Raw genomic sequence first — 21,096 nt, forward strand, 5'->3', positions numbered from 1 at the left:
CTAAATCAAAACAAAGCAAACCGAACTGACAATCAACACAAAACATTATATTTAAGCATGTCTGATCAATACAAAATTCGTGATCCCGATGCTATTTATTTTCTCACTTTTACTATCGTTGATTGGGTCGATATTTTTACACGTATAGTGTATAAAGACATCGTTATTGACGCGTTGAAATTTGCTCAATCGAAAAAAGGCATGAGCATTTACGGATATTGTTTGATGACGAACCACATTCATCTTATTGCTGCATCGAAAGAAAATTTTAAACTTTTTGAAGCAATACGGGATTTCAAAAAATTCACCAACAAAGCAATTATAAAAGAAATTACAGAGGGAAACGAGAGTCGGAAGAAATGGCTCCTGAATAAATTTAGCTTTGCAGGGCGATATTCACAACAAGTCGAAAATTACAAAGTGTGGCAAAATGGTTATCACGCAATACAATTGGACGATTTCAAATTAACAGTTCAGAAGCTAAATTATATTCACCAAAATCCAGTGCGAGCCGGTATTGTTTATGAACCGGAAGATTACATTTATAGTTCTGCTTCCAATTACAGCAGTTTGCCGAGTATATTAAAAGTAGAACTTTTAGACGTGTATTGATCGTCGTGATTGATTTTGGAACAACGAATTTAATTTTGCAGTTTCTAGCGCTCGTTTCCAACGAGTGCATTATAGCTTTTCGATTGTATCGAAACTCCAAGCAAAAATCTTGTTGAAAACAATCTGCTACTTCACCACTCGTTATAAACGAGCGGGAGTAACACAACGCTTGCGCTCGTTTCCAACGAGTGCATTATAGCTTTTCGATTGTATCGAAACTCCAAGCAAAAAATCTTGTTGAAAACAATCTGCTACTTCACCACTCGTTATAAACGAGCGGGAGTAACACAACGCTTGCGCTCGTTTCCAACGAGTGCATTATAGCTTTTCGATTGTATCGAAACTCCAAGCAAAAAATCTTGTTGAAAACAACCTGCTACTTCACCACTCGTTATAAACGAGCGGGAGTAACACAACACTTGCGCTCGTTTCCAACGAGTGCATTTGGCTTTTCGATTGTATCGAAACTCCAAGCAAAAAATCTTGTTGAAAACAATCTGCTACTTCACCACTCGTTATAAACGAGCGGAAGCAACACAACACTTGCGCTCGTTTCCAACGAGTGCATTTAGCTTTTCGATTGTATCGAAACTCCAAGCAAAAATCTTGTTGAAAACAATCTGCTACTTCACCACTCGTTATAAACGAGCGGAAGCAACACAACACTTGCGCTCGTTTCCAACGAGTGCATTTAGCTTTTCGATTGTATCGAAACTCCAAGCAAAAATCTTGTTGAAAACAATCTGCTACTTCACCACTCGTTATAAACGAGCGGGAGTAACACAACACTTGCGCTCGTTTCCAACGAGTGCATTTAGCTTTTCGATTGTATCGAAATTCCAAGCAAAAATCTTGTTGAAAACAATCTGCTACTTCACCACTCGTTATAAACGAGCGGAAGCAACACAACACTTGCGCTCGTTTCCAACGAGTGCATTTAGCTTTTCGATTGTATCGAAACTCCAAGCAAAAATCTTGTTGAAAACAATCTGCTACTTCACCACTCGTTATAAACGAGCGGGAGTAACACAACACTTGCGCTCGTTTCCAACGAGTGCATTTAGCTTTTCGATTGTATCGAAACTCCAAGCAAAAATCTTGTTGAAAACAATCTGCTACTTCACCACTCGTTATAAACGAGCGGGAGTAACACAACACTTGCGCTCGTTTCCAACGAGTGCATTATAGCTTTTCGATTGTATCGAAACTCCAAGCAAAAAATCTTGTTGAAAACAATCTGCTACTTCACCACTCGTTATAAACAACCGAGAATAACATTACCCGAAAACGGACTCAAATAAAAAATCCCGCTCAACTCGGTTGAACGGGATGTAAATTATATTAGTGAATGATTATTCGTTTACAACACCCATTTCGCAGAATTTGTTAATTCGTTGCTCGATAAGTTTGTCGGTTTTAATTTTAGTTAACGCAGTTAAATCTTTAACCAAATATTCTTTTAACGTTTTCCCCATCAATTCCGGATCTTGATGTGCGCCACCCAAAGGTTCAGGGATAATACCGTCAATTAATTTGTTGCCAAACATATCTTCTGATGTTAATTTAAGGCAAGCTGCTGCTTTCTCTTTGAAATCCCAACTTCTCCAAAGGATAGAAGAACAAGATTCTGGTGAGATTACAGAATACCAGGTATGTTCAAGCATATAAACTTTATCGCCAATACCAATTCCTAAAGCACCGCCAGAAGCACCTTCACCAACAACTACACAAATGATTGGAACACGCAAAACAGACATTTCAAGAAGATTACGTGCAATCGCTTCGCCTTGTCCGCGTTCTTCTGCTTCCAAACCTGGATACGCACCCATTGTATCAATAAAACTGATAACAGGTTTGTTAAATTTTTCTGCTAAACGCATTAAACGCAAAGCTTTACGATATCCTTCAGGGTTTGCCATTCCGAAATTGCGAAACTGACGTTCTTTGGTATTCTTTCCTTTTTGATGACCAATAACCATAACGGTTTGGCCGCTAATAGTTGCAAAGCCACCAATAATTGCCTTATCATCTTTTACGGTTCTATCGCCATGCAATTCGATGAAATCATCGCAAATCATATTGATATAATCCAAGGTTTGCGGCCTGTCTGGATGGCGGCTCATTTGAACTTTATTCCATCCGGTTAAATTGTTGTATAAATTTTCGGTGGTTTCCTGTAATTTACCTTCAAGTTCATCTAACGTGGCAGACATATCTACCTTAGTTTTTTCTGCAACTTGTTTAACCTTTTCCATTTGCTGAACTAAATCAGCAATTGGTTTTTCAAAATCGAATGACGTTTTTATCTGCTCCATAATCGGGCTGTAAATTTAGGGATAAATATTTAATTATGAATGCTTCTGATTCGGAATACAATAATATCCTGCTTTAACTTGCATAAACGAGGTATTTACTTTCAATCTATTTACAAAACTTAGCTGTTTTTAGAACTTTGCCGAAGCGCCTGTTTTTGGCAAAGCATTTATGATAAAATCGCGAATGTGGTTATTGGCTGTTTTTAAATCTTCTTTGCGTAAATACATCATATGTCCACTACGGTAGCCCTCCCAACTCATGCGGTCTTTTAGTTTTCCGCCGGCATCCAATTGCCACATACTATATTTTGCGTTGAAATAATCGCAGGCTCCATCATAATATCCAGACTGAACCAGTAAATGTAAATACGGATTTTGTGCCATAGCCTGTCGTAAATTATCGCCGGTACGATCGCCACTGTTATCCCATGGATAAACCGATCCAAACATATTATATTTCAGGTCAGTTTTGTAGTTCAGCTCGTTTCTGATATACATATTGATGGCAGGCGTAAAAGAGTGTAACCACGAAGTAAGTTCGGCATTGTAATCCGGGCTATCTCCGGCAGACATTTTATCAATTCCGCGGTATCGCGAATCCAATCGGCCAACAGTAAAACCGCTATCTCTCATGAGTGCTTTCCAAAAGAAATTTGTCGGTACATCAAGATTATAATCCAGAATATCTTTCTCAGACAGGCCAGAATACTGTGCCATTTTTGCGGCGATTGTTTTCTTTTGATCTGCCGCCAACGTATTCCCCTGAGCAATTGCCGGAATGAGTTCTTTAATCGTAAACTGTTCTACCTCTGGCAACACACTTGTTAAATCTTTGTGCTGTAAATCCGCGGAAAGCATTTTATGATACCAGGCCGTAGCAGCGAAATAAGGCAAGCGAAGTGCCGCATCTACCGGGCCGCTGCGCTGGATGCCAAGCTCTGTCGGAGAAACCAATACAACTCCGTTTAAATACATCCATTGGCTATTTTGTAATTCTAATGCCAATCCGGAAACACGGGTTGTTCCGTAACTTTCACCGATTAAAAACTTCGGCGAAGCCCAACGGTTGTTGCGCGTTACAAAAGTGTTGATCCATTCTGCAAGATATTTGATATCTGCACGAACGCCAAAAAATTTATTTGTTGGAATATCTTTACTTACTGCTCTGGAATATCCTGTATTTACAGGATCAACATAAACAATATCTGCTACATCGAGAATGGAATATGGATTTTCTTTGTATCCATAAGGTTGAACCGGATAGCCTTCATCATCAATATTCAAAACCACAGGGCCGGTATACGCAATATGCATCCAGACAGAAGCTGAACCCGGACCTCCGTTAAAGGAGATTACTAATGGTCTTTTCTCTCGATTTTGAACATCGCTCCGTTCATAATACGTATAAAACAAACCAGCAATTGGCTTTCCATCTTCATCCCAAACGGGCAAAGTACCCGTTGTGGCTTTATAAGCAACGGATTTTCCGCCAATGGTTACCGTGTGATTGGTAACTACTGCACTTTCTACTTTAATGTTCCGATCATTTGCAGAAGTTTTCGGTTCTTCTTTTGGTATTTGCGGCACAGCCGATGGAATATCTTTAGATACATTTCGCCGTGGCGATTGCTGTGCATGTGCAAGGCAGCCTGCAAGAATCAGACTGCTTAGTATAAGTTTAGTTTTCATGTATTTGATTTGGCAGTTAAATATCAAATTATAACTGCCCGAATCAAAGACCGCATTATAAATGTTACTGTAGAAACAGGTCGAAAATTTTAAATCCCTAAAACTGATTTTTACTTCAATGTATTTTTACTAAAAATATGGTATTCTCCTGGTGCCAAACTCATATTATATGTGGTTCCGCTTAAATTTATTGAACTGCCCACTGCATCCAACCAATTTCCGGATGAACCGAAATCAACATTTGCTGTCTGACTTGCTACATCAAAATTACCAACAACAATTACGGTATTTATGCCTTCTGTAAGTTTGATGTATTTGATCGCTCCAGACAGATTATATGTAGAATTGCTTGAATTAAAAATGGTATTGTTTTTTTTCAGTTTAATAAATTTTGCATAGGCATCATATAAAGCCTTCCGGTTTGCGTCTGTGTAATATTCCCATCTTATGGGTTTCTCGCCGGTGCGGCCGTTGTAATCAATATTTACATCGTAACCAAGCTCTCCAAATTGCCAGATCATTTTCGGGCCAGGAATACTAAATAAAAATGCAGCGGCAAGTTCCTCGCGTTTTAGCGATGTAGCCAGGTTATTTTTAATGACGTAATTGCCAGATGCATTTCCGTAAGTGATATTTTTAAAATTCAGTCGTTCTTCATCATGGCTTTCTCCGTAAGTCACCAAATTTTCTGATTTTGAGAACCCGTGTTTGGCGTAAAAACCCCAGGAGAAATCAGAATTACCCAACCAACCCATTGTAGCTTCATTCATGTTGTAGTTGAGGTTATTCCACAACATCATCCCTTCATCGGCCAATACTTTCTCTTCAGATTCTTCTGCAAAATGTTCCAGAATCACATAAAAATTATTCGGGTCTATGCTCTTGATGTAGCTATTATACTCTTTCCAGATTGCCACTCTGCTTGCATCATACAAACGAAATTGTGTATCGTCTGTTGATGCTTTTTGTGTAAAACCTTTGGAGAGATCAAACCGGAAACCATCAATTTTATACTGTTGCATCCAGAATTTTATCACATTTTTAGCAAAATATTTCGTCGCCACACTTTCGTGGTTAAAATCAAAACCAACGTTAAAAGGATGTTTTGCATCTACATTAAACCAAGGACTTGAAGTTGTAGGCTTAGCACCATCGAAATACAACTGAACCATCGGAGATTGCCCGAACGAATGGTTTAGTACCATATCTAAAATTACGGCAATTCCTCTTCCATGACATTCATCTATAAAACCCTGAAGAGCGGTTTTGGTGCCGTAATATTTATCTGGAGCAAAATAAAATGAAGGATTATATCCCCAGCTTAAATTTCCTTCAAACTCATTTACGGGCATCAATTCTATCGCGTTAATACCTAGAGCAGATAAATAGTCTAGCTTTGCCAGCGTAGAAGCATAATTGTGATCGCTGGTAAAATCACGGATTAGCAATTCATAAACCACCAGATTGTTTTTATCGGGGCGTACAAAGCTTGTATTTTTCCAGTTGTAAACCGATTGATTGGCTTGCATTGTACTCACAATTCCAGTTGTTTTTCCTGTCGGATAACTTTTCAGATTCGGGTAAGTTGAAGCAGTGATGTAACTGTCGTTATCCGGATCGAGAATTTTTTCACAATATGGATCGGCTACTTTTAAATTCCCGTCTACCAGAAACTGATATGCATATTCTGTATTTGGATTTAAGTTATCGATTTGTGTCCACCAGTTATTTCCATCACTTGTTTTTTTCATTGGGTTTGCTGTCGCAGACCAATTGTTAAACTCGCCGATTAGCGCTACAGAAGTTTTTCCGGGCGCATATAAAGTGACAATTGCCGAAGTACCATTATTAATAAAGGCGACACCGTCTTTTGCGCCTGATGGCAACTCGCCGTTATTGGTAACCGGATTGGGGTTGGCATTCTCTTGAGTATTTTTTTTGCAAGAAACACCCAGGCCCGCCACTGCAAGCAGCAGGTAAATCACTTTTCTCATAAAATTATTTGGTTAGGGAAATTTTAAATTTGAAAGATTTAAGATTCTTTTTTTGTTTGGATATAGAGCACGGAAACGGCACCGAGAATCATAAAAATACCGGCCAGAACAATAGCATATATCGCTTTATCGTTGTACAAATGTTTTACAATCATACCGCCAAAGAAACCGTTTACAATTTGCGGCATGGTAATAAAGAAGTTGAAAATCCCCATATACACGCCCATTTTCCTTGCGGGAATTGATCCTGATAGGATGGCGTATGGCATTGCTAAAATACTTCCCCACGCTAAACCAACACCAATCATAGAATAGATAAGATAATGCGGATCTGTAATGAAATAAATAGACAATAAGCCAATACCGCCGGCTGTAAGAGAAATTGCATGCGCTATTTTTTTACTTGTGGCTTTGGCTATAGCAGGCAAAAGCAATGCATAAATAGCAGAAACGCCATTGTAAATACCGAACAACACACCAACCCAGTTGCCTGCATCAGCAAATTTTACCGATGAGGTATCGCCTGGCGCAACATTGTAAATGTGCTGAGCGATGGCGGGAGTTGTAAATACCCACATAGAAAACAATGCAAACCAAGAGAAAAACTGAACCAAACCCAATTGGCGCATGGTAACAGGCATATTTGAAAAATCGCGAACAATACTCTTCAAACCTGTTGCTTTAGATTCGTCTGGAGAATGTTCGTGGTATTCATTCATTTCTTCCGGACTATATTCTTTTGTAGATGCAATCGTGTACAGAATTGTTCCAAGCAAAATTGCTGCGCCGAAATAAAAAGAGTAAATCACATTGTGCGGAACCTGCCCTGCTGCCGCAACTTTATCTACACCGAAGTATTCTGATAAAATATAAGGCAACCACGAGCCAGCAATTGCACCCGCACCAATTAGAAAAGTTTGTACAGAAAAACCAAAACTGCGTTGATCATCGGGCAATTTATCCGCCACTAAAGCTCTGAAAGGTTCCATAGCCACGTTGATAGATGCATCCATTATCATAAGCATGCCGGCACCAATGATAATTGGAGGCAATAAACTCGCCATTAAGGCAGAATTTGGCATCAGAATTAGCGCAATAGCGGTTAAGATTGCGCCAACCAAAAAGTAAGGGCGACGTCTCCCCAATCGATTCCAGGTTTTATCACTATAATGGCCAATAATAGGCTGAACAATCATTCCGGTAATGGGTGCAGCAAGCCAAAAAAGAGAAAGATGCTCTACATCGGCGCCGAAAGTTTGCAAAATTCGGCTTGCATTTCCATTTTGTAAAGCAAATCCAAACTGTATTCCGAAAAAGCCAACGCTCATATTTATAATCTGGAGGTTAGACAGTTTCGGTTTTGATTTTACTAATGCCATTATCGTTCTTGATTTTAAAATACTATAATTTGTGCAGAAACAGGCGCCACAGATACAGGCACACTTGTTCCGGCAGGAATATTTAATTGTCTTCCGGTCAATAAATCGGTTACCCGCTCAGCGTGTTTTGCGCTTAGGATATGTTCTGGAATCTGGATGTTTGCTTCCATATTTTGATGGCGATCAAAGTTTACAACAATCAGCAAACGCTGCTTTGCCGTGTAGCGGATAAACGCATACATCCTATTGTTCATATTCCCGCTTTGCGGAACATCATAAATTTCGCCATTGGCCACAGCATCACTTTCGGTTGTAACCTTTAACAATTGTTTATAATAAGCGCGAAGATTTTTTTGCTCGTCATTTAGCTGTTGGCCATCAAAAGCGCCATTATTCATCCATTTCTGATGATTTGGAACACCCCAATAATCAAAAATAGTTGTTCTGTTGTCATCGCCTCCGTAACCTTCGGCACCAATTGCGGGTTCTCCAACTTCTTGTCCGAAATACAGCATAACCGGCCCTTTACCTAAAGTTGCCGAAACCACCATTGCAGGCAAAGCCAGCTCGGCTTTTCCCGCAAATCCTGCAGATGCAATCCGTTCTTCATCATGGTTTTCTAAAAAGCGCAGCATATGTTCGCCAAAACCAGCACTTTCTACCTGCCAAACCTGTCTGATGTCTTTCACATCTGCAGATGGCTCGTTCTTTATCAATCTTTTTAATCCGTCATATAAACCCACTTTATCATACAGGTAATCGAATTTACCTTCAAAAAGATATTGTTTGTATACTTGTGGATTGTAGGCTTCGCCAAGAAAAATTAAATCTGGGTTCACAGTTTTTACTTGTGGAATTACCCAATTCCAAAAAGCAATGGGAACCATTTCGGCCATATCACACCGAAAACCATCAACGCCTTTATTTGTCCAGAAGATTAGGATATCACGCATTTTTGTCCACACTGGCGGGATTGGATCAAAATATTGCTGTTCGCCGTTCTGATAATCTACGCCATAATTTAACTTAATGGTTTCATACCAATCGTCATATTTCGGACTGGCCGAGAAAACATTATTTCCTGTTGCTTTTGCCGGATTTTCATCGAACTTTCCGTCTTGTATGACAGATAACGGCGTCGTTTTTCCATTTGTAGGAACCACGAAAGCTTGACCCGGAACATAGTAAAAATCGTTCTGCGCACTAAAACTTGTATGGGTATTGTCGTTGCTGCCAAAATCTTTAACATTTTCAGGTCTGGCATAAGAATGGTAACCGCGGGCAACGTGATTGGGTACAAAATCAATCAGTACTTTCAAGTTTTTAGCGTGCGTTCTTTTTACGAGCGCTTCAAACTCCTGCATCCGGTTATTTACGTCAACAGCAAGATCTGGATTAACATCATAATAATCGCGTATGGCATAAGGAGAACCTGCTCGGCCTTTAACCACATCTGCATCATCTACCTGGATTCCGTATGCCGAGTAATCTGTTAAACTGGCGTGTGCAATTGCGCCGGTATACCAAACGTAATTGGCGTGCAGTTCTTTAATGCCGTCAAGTGCCTTGTCGGTTATGTCATTAAATTTGCCAGAACCATTCTGTTCTATAGTTCCGTAAGAAACATTTGCAGTTTGTTTGTTGCCGAATAAACGTGGCAACAACTGGTAAATCACCATTTGCCGATCAGTCATGTTTTTTGTCTTTTTTTGTGCGAAAGATGATGTAGAGAGCATTGTAAAGGTAAAGAAAAGCGCCGCCAAACTCGCCATAGCATTGAGATTGCTACGTTTCCCAAAATAGCAGAGAGTCGAAAAACCCACTTTACCTTCAACCGTTAAACCCTCAATCTTTCTCATACCAATTCGGTATTGTTTACTTCAATCTCGCCATTTGCAGCCAGTTTATACAACTGATTTCTGATGCCGATTTCCAGTTCAGCATGTGCATTATTTTTAATGCTGATGCCTTCGGCAGATATTTTAACTTTCAATGTTGTGCCTCTAAAGCCAATCATAAATGAAAATGAATTCCATTTTTCTGGTAAAAATGGATTGAAATGCAATTTACCATCGCGTACACGCATACCGGCAAAACCTTCTACAACACTCATCCAGGTTCCCGCCATTGAAGTAATGTGCAAACCATCTTCTGTATCGTTGTTGTAATCGTCCAGATCTAAACGTGCAGTGCGCAAATAAAATTCGTAAGCACGCGCTTCATCATTTAATTTGGCAGCTAAAATACTGTGTACGCAAGGTGATAAAGAACTTTCATGAACCGTACGTGGCTCATAAAAATCAAAATTTCTTTTCAGCGTATCCAGATCGTAATCCTCTTCAAAGAAATATAAACCCTGCAATACATCCGCTTGTTTAATAAAACACGAACGCAGAATGCGGTCCCAGCTCCATTTCTGATTAATTGGACGGTCACTTGCAGGCAGATCTTTTACCAAAATCTGTTCCTTATCCATATAACCATCCTGCTGCAAGAAAATTCCTTGTTCGGCATCTGCCGGATAATACATTTTTTCTATAATATCTGCCCAGTCTGCAAATTCCTGAACATTAAAATTCAGCGCTTTTAACAAAGCGTCATATTGCTCAGGAGATTGCTTTTTAACCACCTCTGCGGATTCAGTTGCATATTTTAAACACCACGCAGCCAAAGTATTGGTATACCAGTTGTTGTTTACATTGTTTTCGTACTCATTCGGGCCAGTTACACCGAGCATTACATATTGCTGTTTTTCGGCACTCCAGTTTACGCGCTGTTTCCAGAATCGTGCAATTCCAATTAACACTTCCAAACCGTAATCAGAAAGATAGCTTTGATCGTCTGTATATCGGATATAATTATAAATCGCGAATGCAATGGCACCGTTACGGTGAATTTCTTCGAAAGTAATTTCCCACTCGTTGTGGCATTCTTCGCCATTCATAGTCACCATAGGATACAAAGCTGCACCATCTTTAAAGCCAAGTTTAGCTGCATTTTCTATGGCTTTGTCCAATTGTTTGTGGCGATAGATCAGCAAGTTTTTGCTCACTTCCTGAGGGGCAGTTGCCAGGTAAAAAGGAACACAATATGCTTCAGTATCCCAATAGGTAGAACCTCCGTATTTTTCGCCTGTAAAGCCTTTCGGACCAATATTCAGACGATCGTCTTTTCCGGTATACGTTTGGAAAAGCTGATAAATATTAAATCGGATTGCTTGTTGTGCAGCAACATCACCTTCAATTACAATATCACTTTCTTCCCATTTCGCTGCCCAGGCTTCTGCTTGTTCATTGAATAATGTGTCGAAACCTTTTGCACTGGCTTTTGCTATCGCAGATTTTGTTTCCGCAATCAGGGTTTCTTTCGGATAGTTTTCTGAAGATAAATTCGCTGCGATTTTAATCAGACTGATTTGTTCATTTTCCTGAACATCAATTTCGAATGTCTGCCCAACAAATTTTTCTTTGCGTACAGCTTCCGGATTGATGTTAACCGCTGTATCGTTTTTATACAATTGTATAGCACTTCCGGTACAAACTTCAAAAGCGGTTTTTTTGGTAACCAGTTTCAAATACGCTTCAGTTCCGTTAATTTCATCGGCAACGAAATCCCAGAATTTTTCATCATAGTTGCTGTCCTGATTTTTAATATCACCATCAATAAACGGCGTAAACATAATTTTACCGCTAAAATTAACCGGCGTAATCTGATAATTAATGGCACCAATTTCATCATCAGAAATGCTGCAAAAACGAGTTGCTTTAACAGAAACTGTTTTGCCGTTTTTCAATTTTGCCGTAAAAATACGTTGAAGATAACCGGCATGCATGTTTAATGTCCGTGTGAAATTGCTTACTTCAGCATTTGCCAGATCCAGAATTTCGCCATCAATGCGGATTTCGATTCCAACCCAGTTTGCTGCATTAAGTACTTTTGCGAAATACTCTGGATAGCCATTTTTCCACCAACCTACACGGGTTTTATCTGGATAATAAACGCCGGCAACATAGTTGCCCAACAACGTTTCGCCGCTGTAGGTTTCTTCAAAATTGGCCCTTTGCCCCATCCGGCCGTTACCCAAACTGAAAATGCTTTCTGAAATTTTATTCAAATGTGGATCAAAACCTTCTTCGATAATGTTCCACTCATCTGCTTTGATGTAATTCTTCATAACTTATGTTTTCGTCATTGCGAGGTACGAAGCAATCTCTTACGAGTGTTCTTGCTCACAGTGATTTTCTTGATTAGATTGTTTAGTACCTCGCAATGACGAGCAATTGCCCAACCTATAATTCTTCTAAATCTTTAACCGTTAATTTGTCTAATCCGCTTACCACAACATCTGCATCGGTAAGTACACTTTTTTCGCCAATGCCTATTGCTTTCATTCCGCCGCGTTTTGCTGCTTCTACACCAGCAACAGCATCTTCAAAAACAACACATTCATCTGGTTTAAAACCTAATAATTCTGCACCTTTTAAAAATACTTCTGGATCTGGTTTGGATTTGCTCACCATATTTCCATCCACAATTTCATCAAAAAAATGTGCGAGATTGGTACGCTCAAGAATAATGGCCGAGTTTTTACTTGCAGAACCCAAGGCAAGTTTATAACCAGCGTGATGGATAGCGGTTAAAAAATCTACTGTTCCGGGCAGTACTTCTGCCGGTGTCATTTTTGTAATCATATCTACGTACCAGCTGTTTTTAAGTGTGGCCAGTTCGTCTTTTTCGGCATCGGTTTTTTCTACATTTCCCCAAGCCAGAATTTTATTGAGACTTTCTACGCGACTAACGCCTTTAAGTTGTTCGTTTTGTTCTTCTGTAAAATCGAAACCCATGGTGTTGGCCAAACGTTTCCAGGCTTGATAATGATAAACTGCGGTATCTACCAGAACACCATCAAGATCAAAAAGACAAGCTTTTATGTGCGATTGCGGAGTTAACGTATTTGTTGTTTGTTGCATTGTGTATTTTCTTGCGGATAAATCCGGTTTATTCTAGTTTAATTCCAGCACCAAAGTGGTTTTAGCCGGTACTTTAATATTTTCTACAGAAATGGTTTCGTTCGTCATGATATTTCTGGCAGATTTTAAACCTTCAATACTTTCAGCAAACCGATCTGTTGATAGGCTCTTCTCCTTATCTGCGGTATTGGTAATAACCATTACCGTGCCTTTTGCATTTTCGGTAAAGCGGAAGTACACATAGATATCATCCTGAGGTACATATTGCATCAGCTTTCCTTCTTGTAAAGCTGCGCTTTTTTTCCTGAAATTTGCCAATGTCTTTACATAATTAAATGCCTCATTTTCTTGCACATTACGGCCGTTGGCAATGAATTTATTTTCATGATCGCCATTCCATCCTCCAGGGAAATCTGCACGTACCAAACCATCGGGATTGGAATAGTTTTTCATCAGAATTTCTGTTCCGTAATACATTTGAGGAATACCTCTTGTAGTTAGTAAAATGGCCAATCCCATTTTATATTTGCTGAAATCTTCATTAACCATAGAGTAAAAACGACTCATATCGTGGTTATCTAAAAATATGCAATTGTTATTTGGATTTTTATACAGAAAATCTTGAGCTAAGGTTGCATACAATCGGTTGATGCCATCAGTCCAACCTGTTTTTCCATTTAGTGCTTCGAAAATGGCGTCTTTTAAAACGGCGTCAGTTACACCGGGCAAATGGGTATCAAAACCCCGGTTTACGGTATTTCCGCCAGTGAAGAACGCCTGACTCGCTACTGATGAAACCAATGTTTCGCCAAAAATAGACAGGTGTGGAAATTCATCATGCAATTTGATTGCCCAATCTGCCATGTAAGCGCCGTCATTGTAAGGATAAGTATCCAAACGAAGTCCGTCTATACCTGCATATTCAATCCACCAGATGTGGTTTTGCGTTAAATAGTTCTGAACATAAGGATTGGTTTGGTTCAAATCTGGCATAGATGGAACAAACCATCCATCTAACATTTGTTTTTTATCGCTGGCAGATGCATGCGGGTCCATAACCGGCTGATCGCGATAGCTGGTTTGTGTATATTTTGGCCATTGGTTTAACCAACTTTTCATTGGTAGATCTTTATAAAACCAATGTCCGGTGCCAATATGATTGTGCACAATATCTTTAATAACCTTCATCCCTTTGGCATGTACGGCATCTACATATTTTTTGTAAAGTTCATTGGTGCCATAACGCGGATCAATTTTGTAATGATCAGTTACGGCATAACCGTGATAAGAAGCATGCGGCATATCATTTTCGATTTCTGGAGTCATCCACACTGTGGTAACGCCCATTTCTTTCAAATAATCGAGGTGATTGATAACGCCTTGAATGTCTCCGCCGTGGCGGTAATACATGCTGTCGCGGTTTAAGGTTTTTTCGGCTAAGCCTTTTACAATATCGTTGCTTTTATCGCCATTCGAAAAACGATCTGGCATTAAAAGATAAATAAAATCTTTGTTGGATACACCCTGGATTCTGTCTGCGCTATTGTCGCGGTTTTTCAAGGTGTAGTTGTAGTTTGCAATTTTCTTCCCGTTTACACTGAAATTAATCGGGAACGTTCCCGCTTTTGCGGATGAAGAAATTTCTAAATCGAGAAACAAATAATTAGGATTTTCAACTTTGTTGATGTTAACCAATTTAACCCCTGGATAGATTAAGCTTACTGCTGAGGCGGCAATATTTTCGCCATGAATCAGCAATTGTAATTTTGGATTGTGCATTCCGGTAAACCAGAACATCGGCTCTATGCGTTCTAACTTTTGAGCAGAAAGTTTTGTAACACTTACGAGCAAAAAAAGAACGAGTAAAACTTTATCTATCCCGACAAAAGTCTTTAACAGATTTGTTTGAACATTTTTAAAAGAAGAACTGAGCATATTGAAAGGGTTTTGGAATTGCATCATGCTAAACATGTTTAATGATAAAACCCCGCAGGAAAAAATTCCTGCAGGGTAAAATATAAGGATTAGTTTTTAACCATTGTATAGCTACCGCCCGTAACCTTGCTGGTGTTGGTTGCATCTCCGTGAAGTACAGTTAAGGTGATGGTATATGTACCTGCTGTAGTTACTTTAATGTTATCGCCACCCAATGAAAGCGTTGCACCGCCACCTAAGTTAACATCCCAGGCATGGCCAAATCTGAATTTGAATTCACCAACACCAAGTGTAGTTTTTAAGCTGTATGTGGTGTACTTTCCATCATTTACGCCTTTCATATCGGTATCTGCTGTCCAACCACCTGCTGTAGCATCCCCAATTAGAGACCATTCTAAAGGAGCCGCAATGGTAAATGTTTTGGTATTCAGGTTTACAGTAACTTGTTTTACTACCGCTGTTCCTGCATTTAAGTTTCCGCCGGTTGTACTTAACGTACCAGAACCGCCATCGCCATAAGAAAGATCCCAGTTTTTAGCCGGTGTAATTTTGAACTCCAGGTTTCCAGCTGTGAAAGCAATCATACCTGTATAAATTCCATTACTCGATAATGATATTAAACTATCTGCAGTTGCAGGGGTCCAGCCCTGATATGCACCAGGTGCGTAAATCCATGCCGAAGCCAAATATGGTTTTACTGTTAACGTGAGTACATTAGAATAGGTTAAAGCGTTTACCGCGGCACCAGATTTTAAGCGTACTTCCAATTGAGCAGTTTCTCCAACTTTAGCACCAAGAGCTAAAGCCATCACATTAAGTTCACTCACTGTTGGTGCATAAGTGGTTTTAGACACCACAATTTCTCTTGCTGTAGTAAAGTTTTTCCCTTTTAAGTCTATTTGCAAGGTGGTGGTTACCGGTATCACATAACCTGTTGAAGTAGCCAAAGGATAAGTGAAAGTTACCGCAGCATTTGCGCCTGTAGCTTGTGTAAGGGTTAGCGTTGTTGCAGATGCGGTAAGTGTTCCTGCAGGTGCAACATTACTTACCACCTGGGTTTCATCTTTCTTGCAAGACCAAAGCGAAGTGCTCATTAGCCCGATAACAAGTGTTTTGTAAAATATAGATTTCATCTGATTTATAATCTAAAAATTAATAACCTGTGTTTTGTACCAAATTCGGGTTGGCAATTAAATCTGCCTGCGGAATTGGGTATAAGTTGCGGTATGCCGGCACATTTGCTCCTGCTTTTACGCCCCCTTTAAATGCCCATAAATACGTTGAACCGGTAAATTTTCCGTAACGGATTAAATCTGTACGGCGATGACCTTCCCAATACAACTCGCGGCCACGCTCATCTAAATAAAAATCTGTAGTTAAAGCCGCAGCAACAACGTTACCAGATGTATTTCCGTAAGCACGGGTACGTAAAGCATTAACATACGTTAAAGCTAAAGCAGCGCTACCGCCAGAACCGCCGCGTGCAACAGCTTCTCCATAAATTAAATACTGCTCTGCCAAACGGAAAATTGCAAAATCCAAAGAACTGAACGTTCCGTTTAAAGATGCTGAAGTAACACCTGCCGAAGTTTTGTTTTTAAATTTAGTTACTTTCAAACCATCTGCCGGATCAGTAACATCATCAATTGCAGCTTTAGATCCGAAGAATACACCGCGTTTATCTAAAGTACCTGTTGTATTTGGAAACAGGGCAGGCAAATTTGCACGTGTACGGTTTCCGGTCCAGCCGCCACTTGGCACACCATAATCTGCCGCTACCATACCTTGACTGGCAAAAATTGCCGCATTAATCAAGAAAGTTGTACCACCATAATTGGTTCCATTTACACCATCATAATTGATGGTCAGGATGTTTTCTGTATTGTTCAGATTGTTATCCGAACGGAATAAATTGTCATAGCTGTTGTTCAAGCTATAGCTTGAAGAAATTACTTTGCTTGAATACGTAATTGCATCTGTATAACGTGCAGTACCTGTATATACTTGTGCATTCAGATACATTCTGGCCAATAAAGACCAATCTGCTGCTTTATCTGCACGGCCATAATCGTTTTGTCTGGCATCAGCCAAATCTGGCTCAATTGCTTTTAGTTCAGATTCTATATAGGTAAACAAAGCTGCACGTGTGGTTTGTTTTGGATTTACTTTACCAATATTGTCATCTTCGGTTACAAATGGCGGATTACCAAAAGCATCCATCAATACCCAATATTGATAAGCACGTAAAAAACGTGCTTCTGCACGGTATCTGGTAATATTTGCAGCATCCGTTCCGGTAATGTTCCTTGAAGCCAGTTTTTCTGGCGTACTCTCGCGAAGAAATTCGTTGCAGATTGTAATTTGAAGTAAACTTCTTGAATACAAACCTCTCAAAAATTGATTATCTACTGCCCACGTTGAATTGTTTAATTCCGGAATCCCAGTATCTCCCCATGCACAAACGGCTTCGTCTGTAGGAAGTTCCTGCGATGTCCAAAACAAACGCAAAAAGTCTGCAAAGCCAGCGTTTAAACCGCCTACATCGCTATTATCTGAACCACTCGGACTGGTTAATGCATAAGTTGCATACAATTTAACCAGAGCCGATTTATAACCCGCTGGCGTTGCGTACACAACATCTGCAGTAACATCATTTGTTGGCGTTAAATTCAATGCATCTTTTTTGCAAGAATTTAGCGACACCATTAAAAGTGCCGATGCCAATATTGTTTTAAATGAACTTTTCATTTTAATATTTTTCTTTAGGAGATATAAAGCAGTTGATTTCCGATTTATATCACACATCATCATTTAACTAAAAGCCAACATTAACACCCAATGAATATGTTCTTGGGCGAGGATACAAACTATAATCAATACCTGAAGTTAGCTCAGGATCTAAACCTTTGTATTTAGACACCACAAATACATTCTGGCAGTTTAAGGACATACGGATATTGGTGTTCGAAGTTTTTGAAATCCGGCCGAAATCGTATGCAATACCCAAATTATCCATTTTTAAGAATGAAGCGTTTTTGATATAATAATCGCTCAGATACTGAGTTGTGGTAAATCCAGTATTTAATAAATCTGCACTTGCATTATTGGTAATACCTTGTGAACTTAAAATATTTGATCTTACGCCGAAGTTTGAAGCTACGTTATCATAGATATAATTCCCTAAGTTGGCACGCAATACCGTATTGACTGACCATTTTTTGTAAGAGAAAGAGGTTGTAAAACCAAAAGTGAAATTTGGATCTGGCGATTTATAAAAATACTGATCGCTTGTATTCACCACTCCATCTCCGTTCAAATCTGCATAAACACCTTCAAGCGGTTTTCCAGAGGCATCATACACTTGTTTGTATACAAAGAACGAACCCGGAATTTGGTTTACTGCATTATATTTCAAGGTAATACCTGTACCGCCAGTAATGTCTCCTGCGCTAACTTTTGATCCCGGATCAGGATTTAATGTAAGATTGGTTACTTTTCTTTTATTGTAAGCCATATTTACGCCAAAATCCCAATGAACATTCTCCGTACTGATTGCGCTGAAATTTAAACTGGCTTCTAAACCACGTACATCCATATTTCCTACGTTTGTGGTTAACAAATTGCTAAAGTTTGTTCCTACCGGAATATTTACTGTACTCAACAAATCTTTAGTTTTTTTGTAATACACATCTACGCTACCATAAATTCTGCCTTTCATAAAACCATAATCTAAACCTGCATTGTAGGTTGTAGTTGTTTCCCATTTCAAGTCAGGATCATAAGCCGCCGGACTGTAGTAGTTATAAAATGTGTTACCAATCTGATATTGACCTGTATTGGTGTTAGCATAATATTTAGACAAATAATCGTAGTTTCCGATACCGTCTTTATTTCCGGTTTGTCCGTAGCTCAAACGAAGTTTCAAATCAGAAAGTACTTTACTGTCTTTCAAGAAATTTTCGCCAATGGCTCTCCAGGTAAAACCTACAGATGGGAAATATCCCCAGCGGTTATTTTCTGCAAACTTAGACGATGCATCTGCGCGCATAGTTCCTGATAAAATATATTTATCGGCCAATGTATAATTGAATCTTCCGTAGTAAGACAACAATTTATTACGCTCTACAGAAAAAGGGAATACTGGCGTAACCAATGCGATGCCTGTACCTGTGTAATTTGTGAAATTATAACCTGTTGTAGCGTTGTCATAGTAACCGTAACCTGCAGTTACATCAAATTTACTTCTGATGCTGGCAGCTGTATGCGAATAGTTTAGATAGAACTCTGAGAATTTATCCGATTCTTTACTTAAAGATCTGGAGAATGAGCCATTGGTTGATGCACTTTGCGCTGCAAATGTTGGTACCCTTACACTGCCGTAGCCTTTAGATACATCGTAACCTAAGTTTAAGTTGGCATGCAACTCTGGTAAGAAATGGAAAGAATAATCAAACTTAATGTTACCTACACTTCTTTCTGCCTGGCCGTTGTTATCATTCAATTCCAACAAAGCTAATGGATTACGCGGTGCATTTGGGTTTGGTACAATTGCATCTCCAGTTCCCTGAAGCCACTCAAAATAGTTTCCGTATTTATTTTGTGCATAAATAGGCTGTGTTGGATCAAATTGAATAGCTGCGCCAATTGCACCTTGATTTGCAAAATGTGATTGTGTAATCGCACCTTTCAAATTCAAATCTACTTTCAGGTGATCGTCAAAGAATTTAGGAGAAATAGTAATTGCGCCCGTTCCTCTTTTTAGTTTATCCGTTTTTAACAAACCGTCTTGATCCAAGTAGCCTGCAGAAACGCGATATGGCACACCATGAAATGAACCAGCTAAGCTCAAATTATTGTCTGTAGTGAAGGCATTTTGATAAATTGCATCTTGCCAGTCTGTATTTGCAGTTCCTAACAATGCGCGTTGTGCGGCAGATCCATTTGCATTCACGTAATCGCGAACCTGATCTGCAGAAAGTACATTTACCTTACGTGCAACTGTTGCAATGGAATTTGTGGTACTGAAATTAATTACTGGAGCACCCGAAGAACCTTTTTTGGTTGTAATCAAAATTACACCGTTCGATGCTCTTGAACCGTAAATTGCAGTCGCATTTGCATCTTTTAATACTGTAAAGGTCTCAATATCATTCGGATTGATTAATGATAAAGGGCTTGGTGCATTGTTAATCGTATTTCCACTAAAAGGAACCCCATCAATAACGATTAATGGATCGTTACTTGCATTTAAAGAAGCCCCACCGCGAATACGAATGGTAGAACCTACACCAGGCTGGCCGCTATTTGATGTGATGTTCACACCCGCAACTTTTCCTTGGATCAATTGATCTGGCGTTGTGATTACACCTTTTTGAAAATCTTTAGCACTTACTGTTGTGATAGATCCGGTTAAATTTTTCTTTTCGGCTGTACCGTAACCAATTACGACAACCTCATTTAGTTTTTGTGCATCTGGCACCAGACTCACATTTGCTACCGCGTTTGCAGATACAGCAACTGTTTGTTCTAAGGTTTGGTAACCAATAAAGCTCACAACAATCGTTATAGAGCCATTTTGCAAACTTGCAATCTTGTACATTCCACTTACATCGGTTGATGTACTTCTGGTGGTACCTTTCACCATAACAGAAGCGCCGGGTAAGGGTTGCCCGGTTTCATCAAGCACCTTACCAGACACCGATCCGGTTTGGGCTTTTACGATTAACGCTGCAAAAACCAACAGCACTAAAAGTCCCTGTTTTAACAGGTAAAATACTTTCATATTCGAAGCTCTTTTAAGTATAAAAATTTGGTTAAATATTATTGTGATTTACACATAGGACTAATTTACAGCAGGAAATTATATTTCAAAATTTATTTAAAAAATAAATTTTGAAAGCAAAATCAATCTCCACTTTTAACGAAAATTTAACATGAAACGCAAAAAAATCGGCATTTAAAAAAGCCCATAAAAACAAACAAAGCACTGTTTTTTAACAAATTACAAATAAAAAGCAATATATTTAAGTGTATTTTTTACACTAAGTCAAATTTATCCGGTTTTTCGGGAACGTTCCCGAAAAAAAGCAATCGAAATCAATCGAAATTTCGGGAACGTTCCCGAAATGAAGGGCAAATTCTGCGTATTTTACACTAAGTGAAGGAATTTTTTGAAAATTTTTAAGCGAAAAAACAGTCGGTT

The 21,096-nt window shown here is 39.2% G+C and carries 12 protein-coding genes; 1 reads left to right on the forward strand and 11 read right to left on the reverse strand.

From position 1 onward, the window contains the following. Positions 1 to 57: 57 nt before the first annotated feature. Complete coding sequence (locus tag ACJVDH_RS17405) at positions 58 to 612, forward strand: REP-associated tyrosine transposase (protein ID WP_443944672.1); 555 nt, start codon at positions 58 to 60, stop codon at positions 610 to 612. A 1,352-nt stretch (positions 613 to 1,964) separates the two neighbouring features. Here the strand turns inward: ACJVDH_RS17405 and ACJVDH_RS17410 are convergent. The 11 genes from ACJVDH_RS17410 to ACJVDH_RS17460 form a co-directional block, all read right to left on the reverse strand. Beyond that, the gene (locus ACJVDH_RS17410) at positions 1,965 to 2,927 is read right to left on the reverse strand and encodes an acetyl-CoA carboxylase carboxyltransferase subunit alpha (protein ID WP_443944673.1); all 963 of its coding nucleotides are present in this window, start codon (positions 2,925 to 2,927) and stop codon (positions 1,965 to 1,967) included. Positions 2,928 to 3,056: 129 nt separating this feature from the next. Continuing rightward, positions 3,057 to 4,616: a S10 family peptidase gene (locus ACJVDH_RS17415; RefSeq protein WP_443944674.1), complete on the reverse strand. Its 1,560-nt coding sequence runs from the start codon at positions 4,614 to 4,616 to the stop codon at positions 3,057 to 3,059. Between the two features lie 110 nt (positions 4,617 to 4,726). Further along, the gene (locus ACJVDH_RS17420) at positions 4,727 to 6,610 is read right to left on the reverse strand and encodes an alpha-amylase family glycosyl hydrolase (protein WP_443944675.1); all 1,884 of its coding nucleotides are present in this window, start codon (positions 6,608 to 6,610) and stop codon (positions 4,727 to 4,729) included. Between the two features lie 38 nt (positions 6,611 to 6,648). Then, on the reverse strand, positions 6,649 to 7,989 hold the full coding sequence (locus ACJVDH_RS17425) for an MFS transporter (RefSeq protein ID WP_443944676.1): 1,341 nt from the start codon (positions 7,987 to 7,989) through the stop codon (positions 6,649 to 6,651). Positions 7,990 to 8,003: 14 nt separating this feature from the next. After that, positions 8,004 to 9,848 (reverse strand): alpha-amylase family protein, encoded by a 1,845-nt coding sequence (locus tag ACJVDH_RS17430; protein WP_443944677.1) that lies wholly within the window; start codon positions 9,846 to 9,848, stop codon positions 8,004 to 8,006. Next, on the reverse strand, positions 9,845 to 12,163 hold the full coding sequence (locus ACJVDH_RS17435) for a glycoside hydrolase family 65 protein (RefSeq protein WP_443944678.1): 2,319 nt from the start codon (positions 12,161 to 12,163) through the stop codon (positions 9,845 to 9,847). Before ACJVDH_RS17435 ends, ACJVDH_RS17430 begins: the two co-directional genes overlap by 4 nt. A 115-nt stretch (positions 12,164 to 12,278) precedes the next feature. After that, a complete protein-coding gene (gene pgmB / locus ACJVDH_RS17440) occupies positions 12,279 to 12,959 on the reverse strand; it encodes a beta-phosphoglucomutase (protein ID WP_443944679.1) in 681 nt (226 codons plus the stop codon). A gap of 33 nt (positions 12,960 to 12,992) precedes the next feature. Then, on the reverse strand, positions 12,993 to 14,921 hold the full coding sequence (locus ACJVDH_RS17445) for a glycoside hydrolase family 13 protein (RefSeq protein WP_443944680.1): 1,929 nt from the start codon (positions 14,919 to 14,921) through the stop codon (positions 12,993 to 12,995). 62 nt (positions 14,922 to 14,983) lie between these two features. After that, positions 14,984 to 16,027, reverse strand: a complete 1,044-nt coding sequence (locus ACJVDH_RS17450) for a SusE domain-containing protein (protein ID WP_443944681.1) — start codon at positions 16,025 to 16,027, stop codon at positions 14,984 to 14,986. Positions 16,028 to 16,046: 19 nt separating this feature from the next. Beyond that, positions 16,047 to 17,642, reverse strand: coding sequence for a RagB/SusD family nutrient uptake outer membrane protein (locus ACJVDH_RS17455; RefSeq protein ID WP_443944682.1), 1,596 nt, complete (start codon positions 17,640 to 17,642; stop codon positions 16,047 to 16,049). Positions 17,643 to 17,709: 67 nt separating this feature from the next. After that, positions 17,710 to 20,676, reverse strand: a complete 2,967-nt coding sequence (locus ACJVDH_RS17460; RefSeq protein WP_443944683.1) for a SusC/RagA family TonB-linked outer membrane protein — start codon at positions 20,674 to 20,676, stop codon at positions 17,710 to 17,712. Positions 20,677 to 21,096 lie beyond the last annotated feature (420 nt).

The organism is Pedobacter terrestris, assembly GCF_052343045.1.
Taxonomy (GTDB): domain Bacteria; phylum Bacteroidota; class Bacteroidia; order Sphingobacteriales; family Sphingobacteriaceae; genus Pedobacter.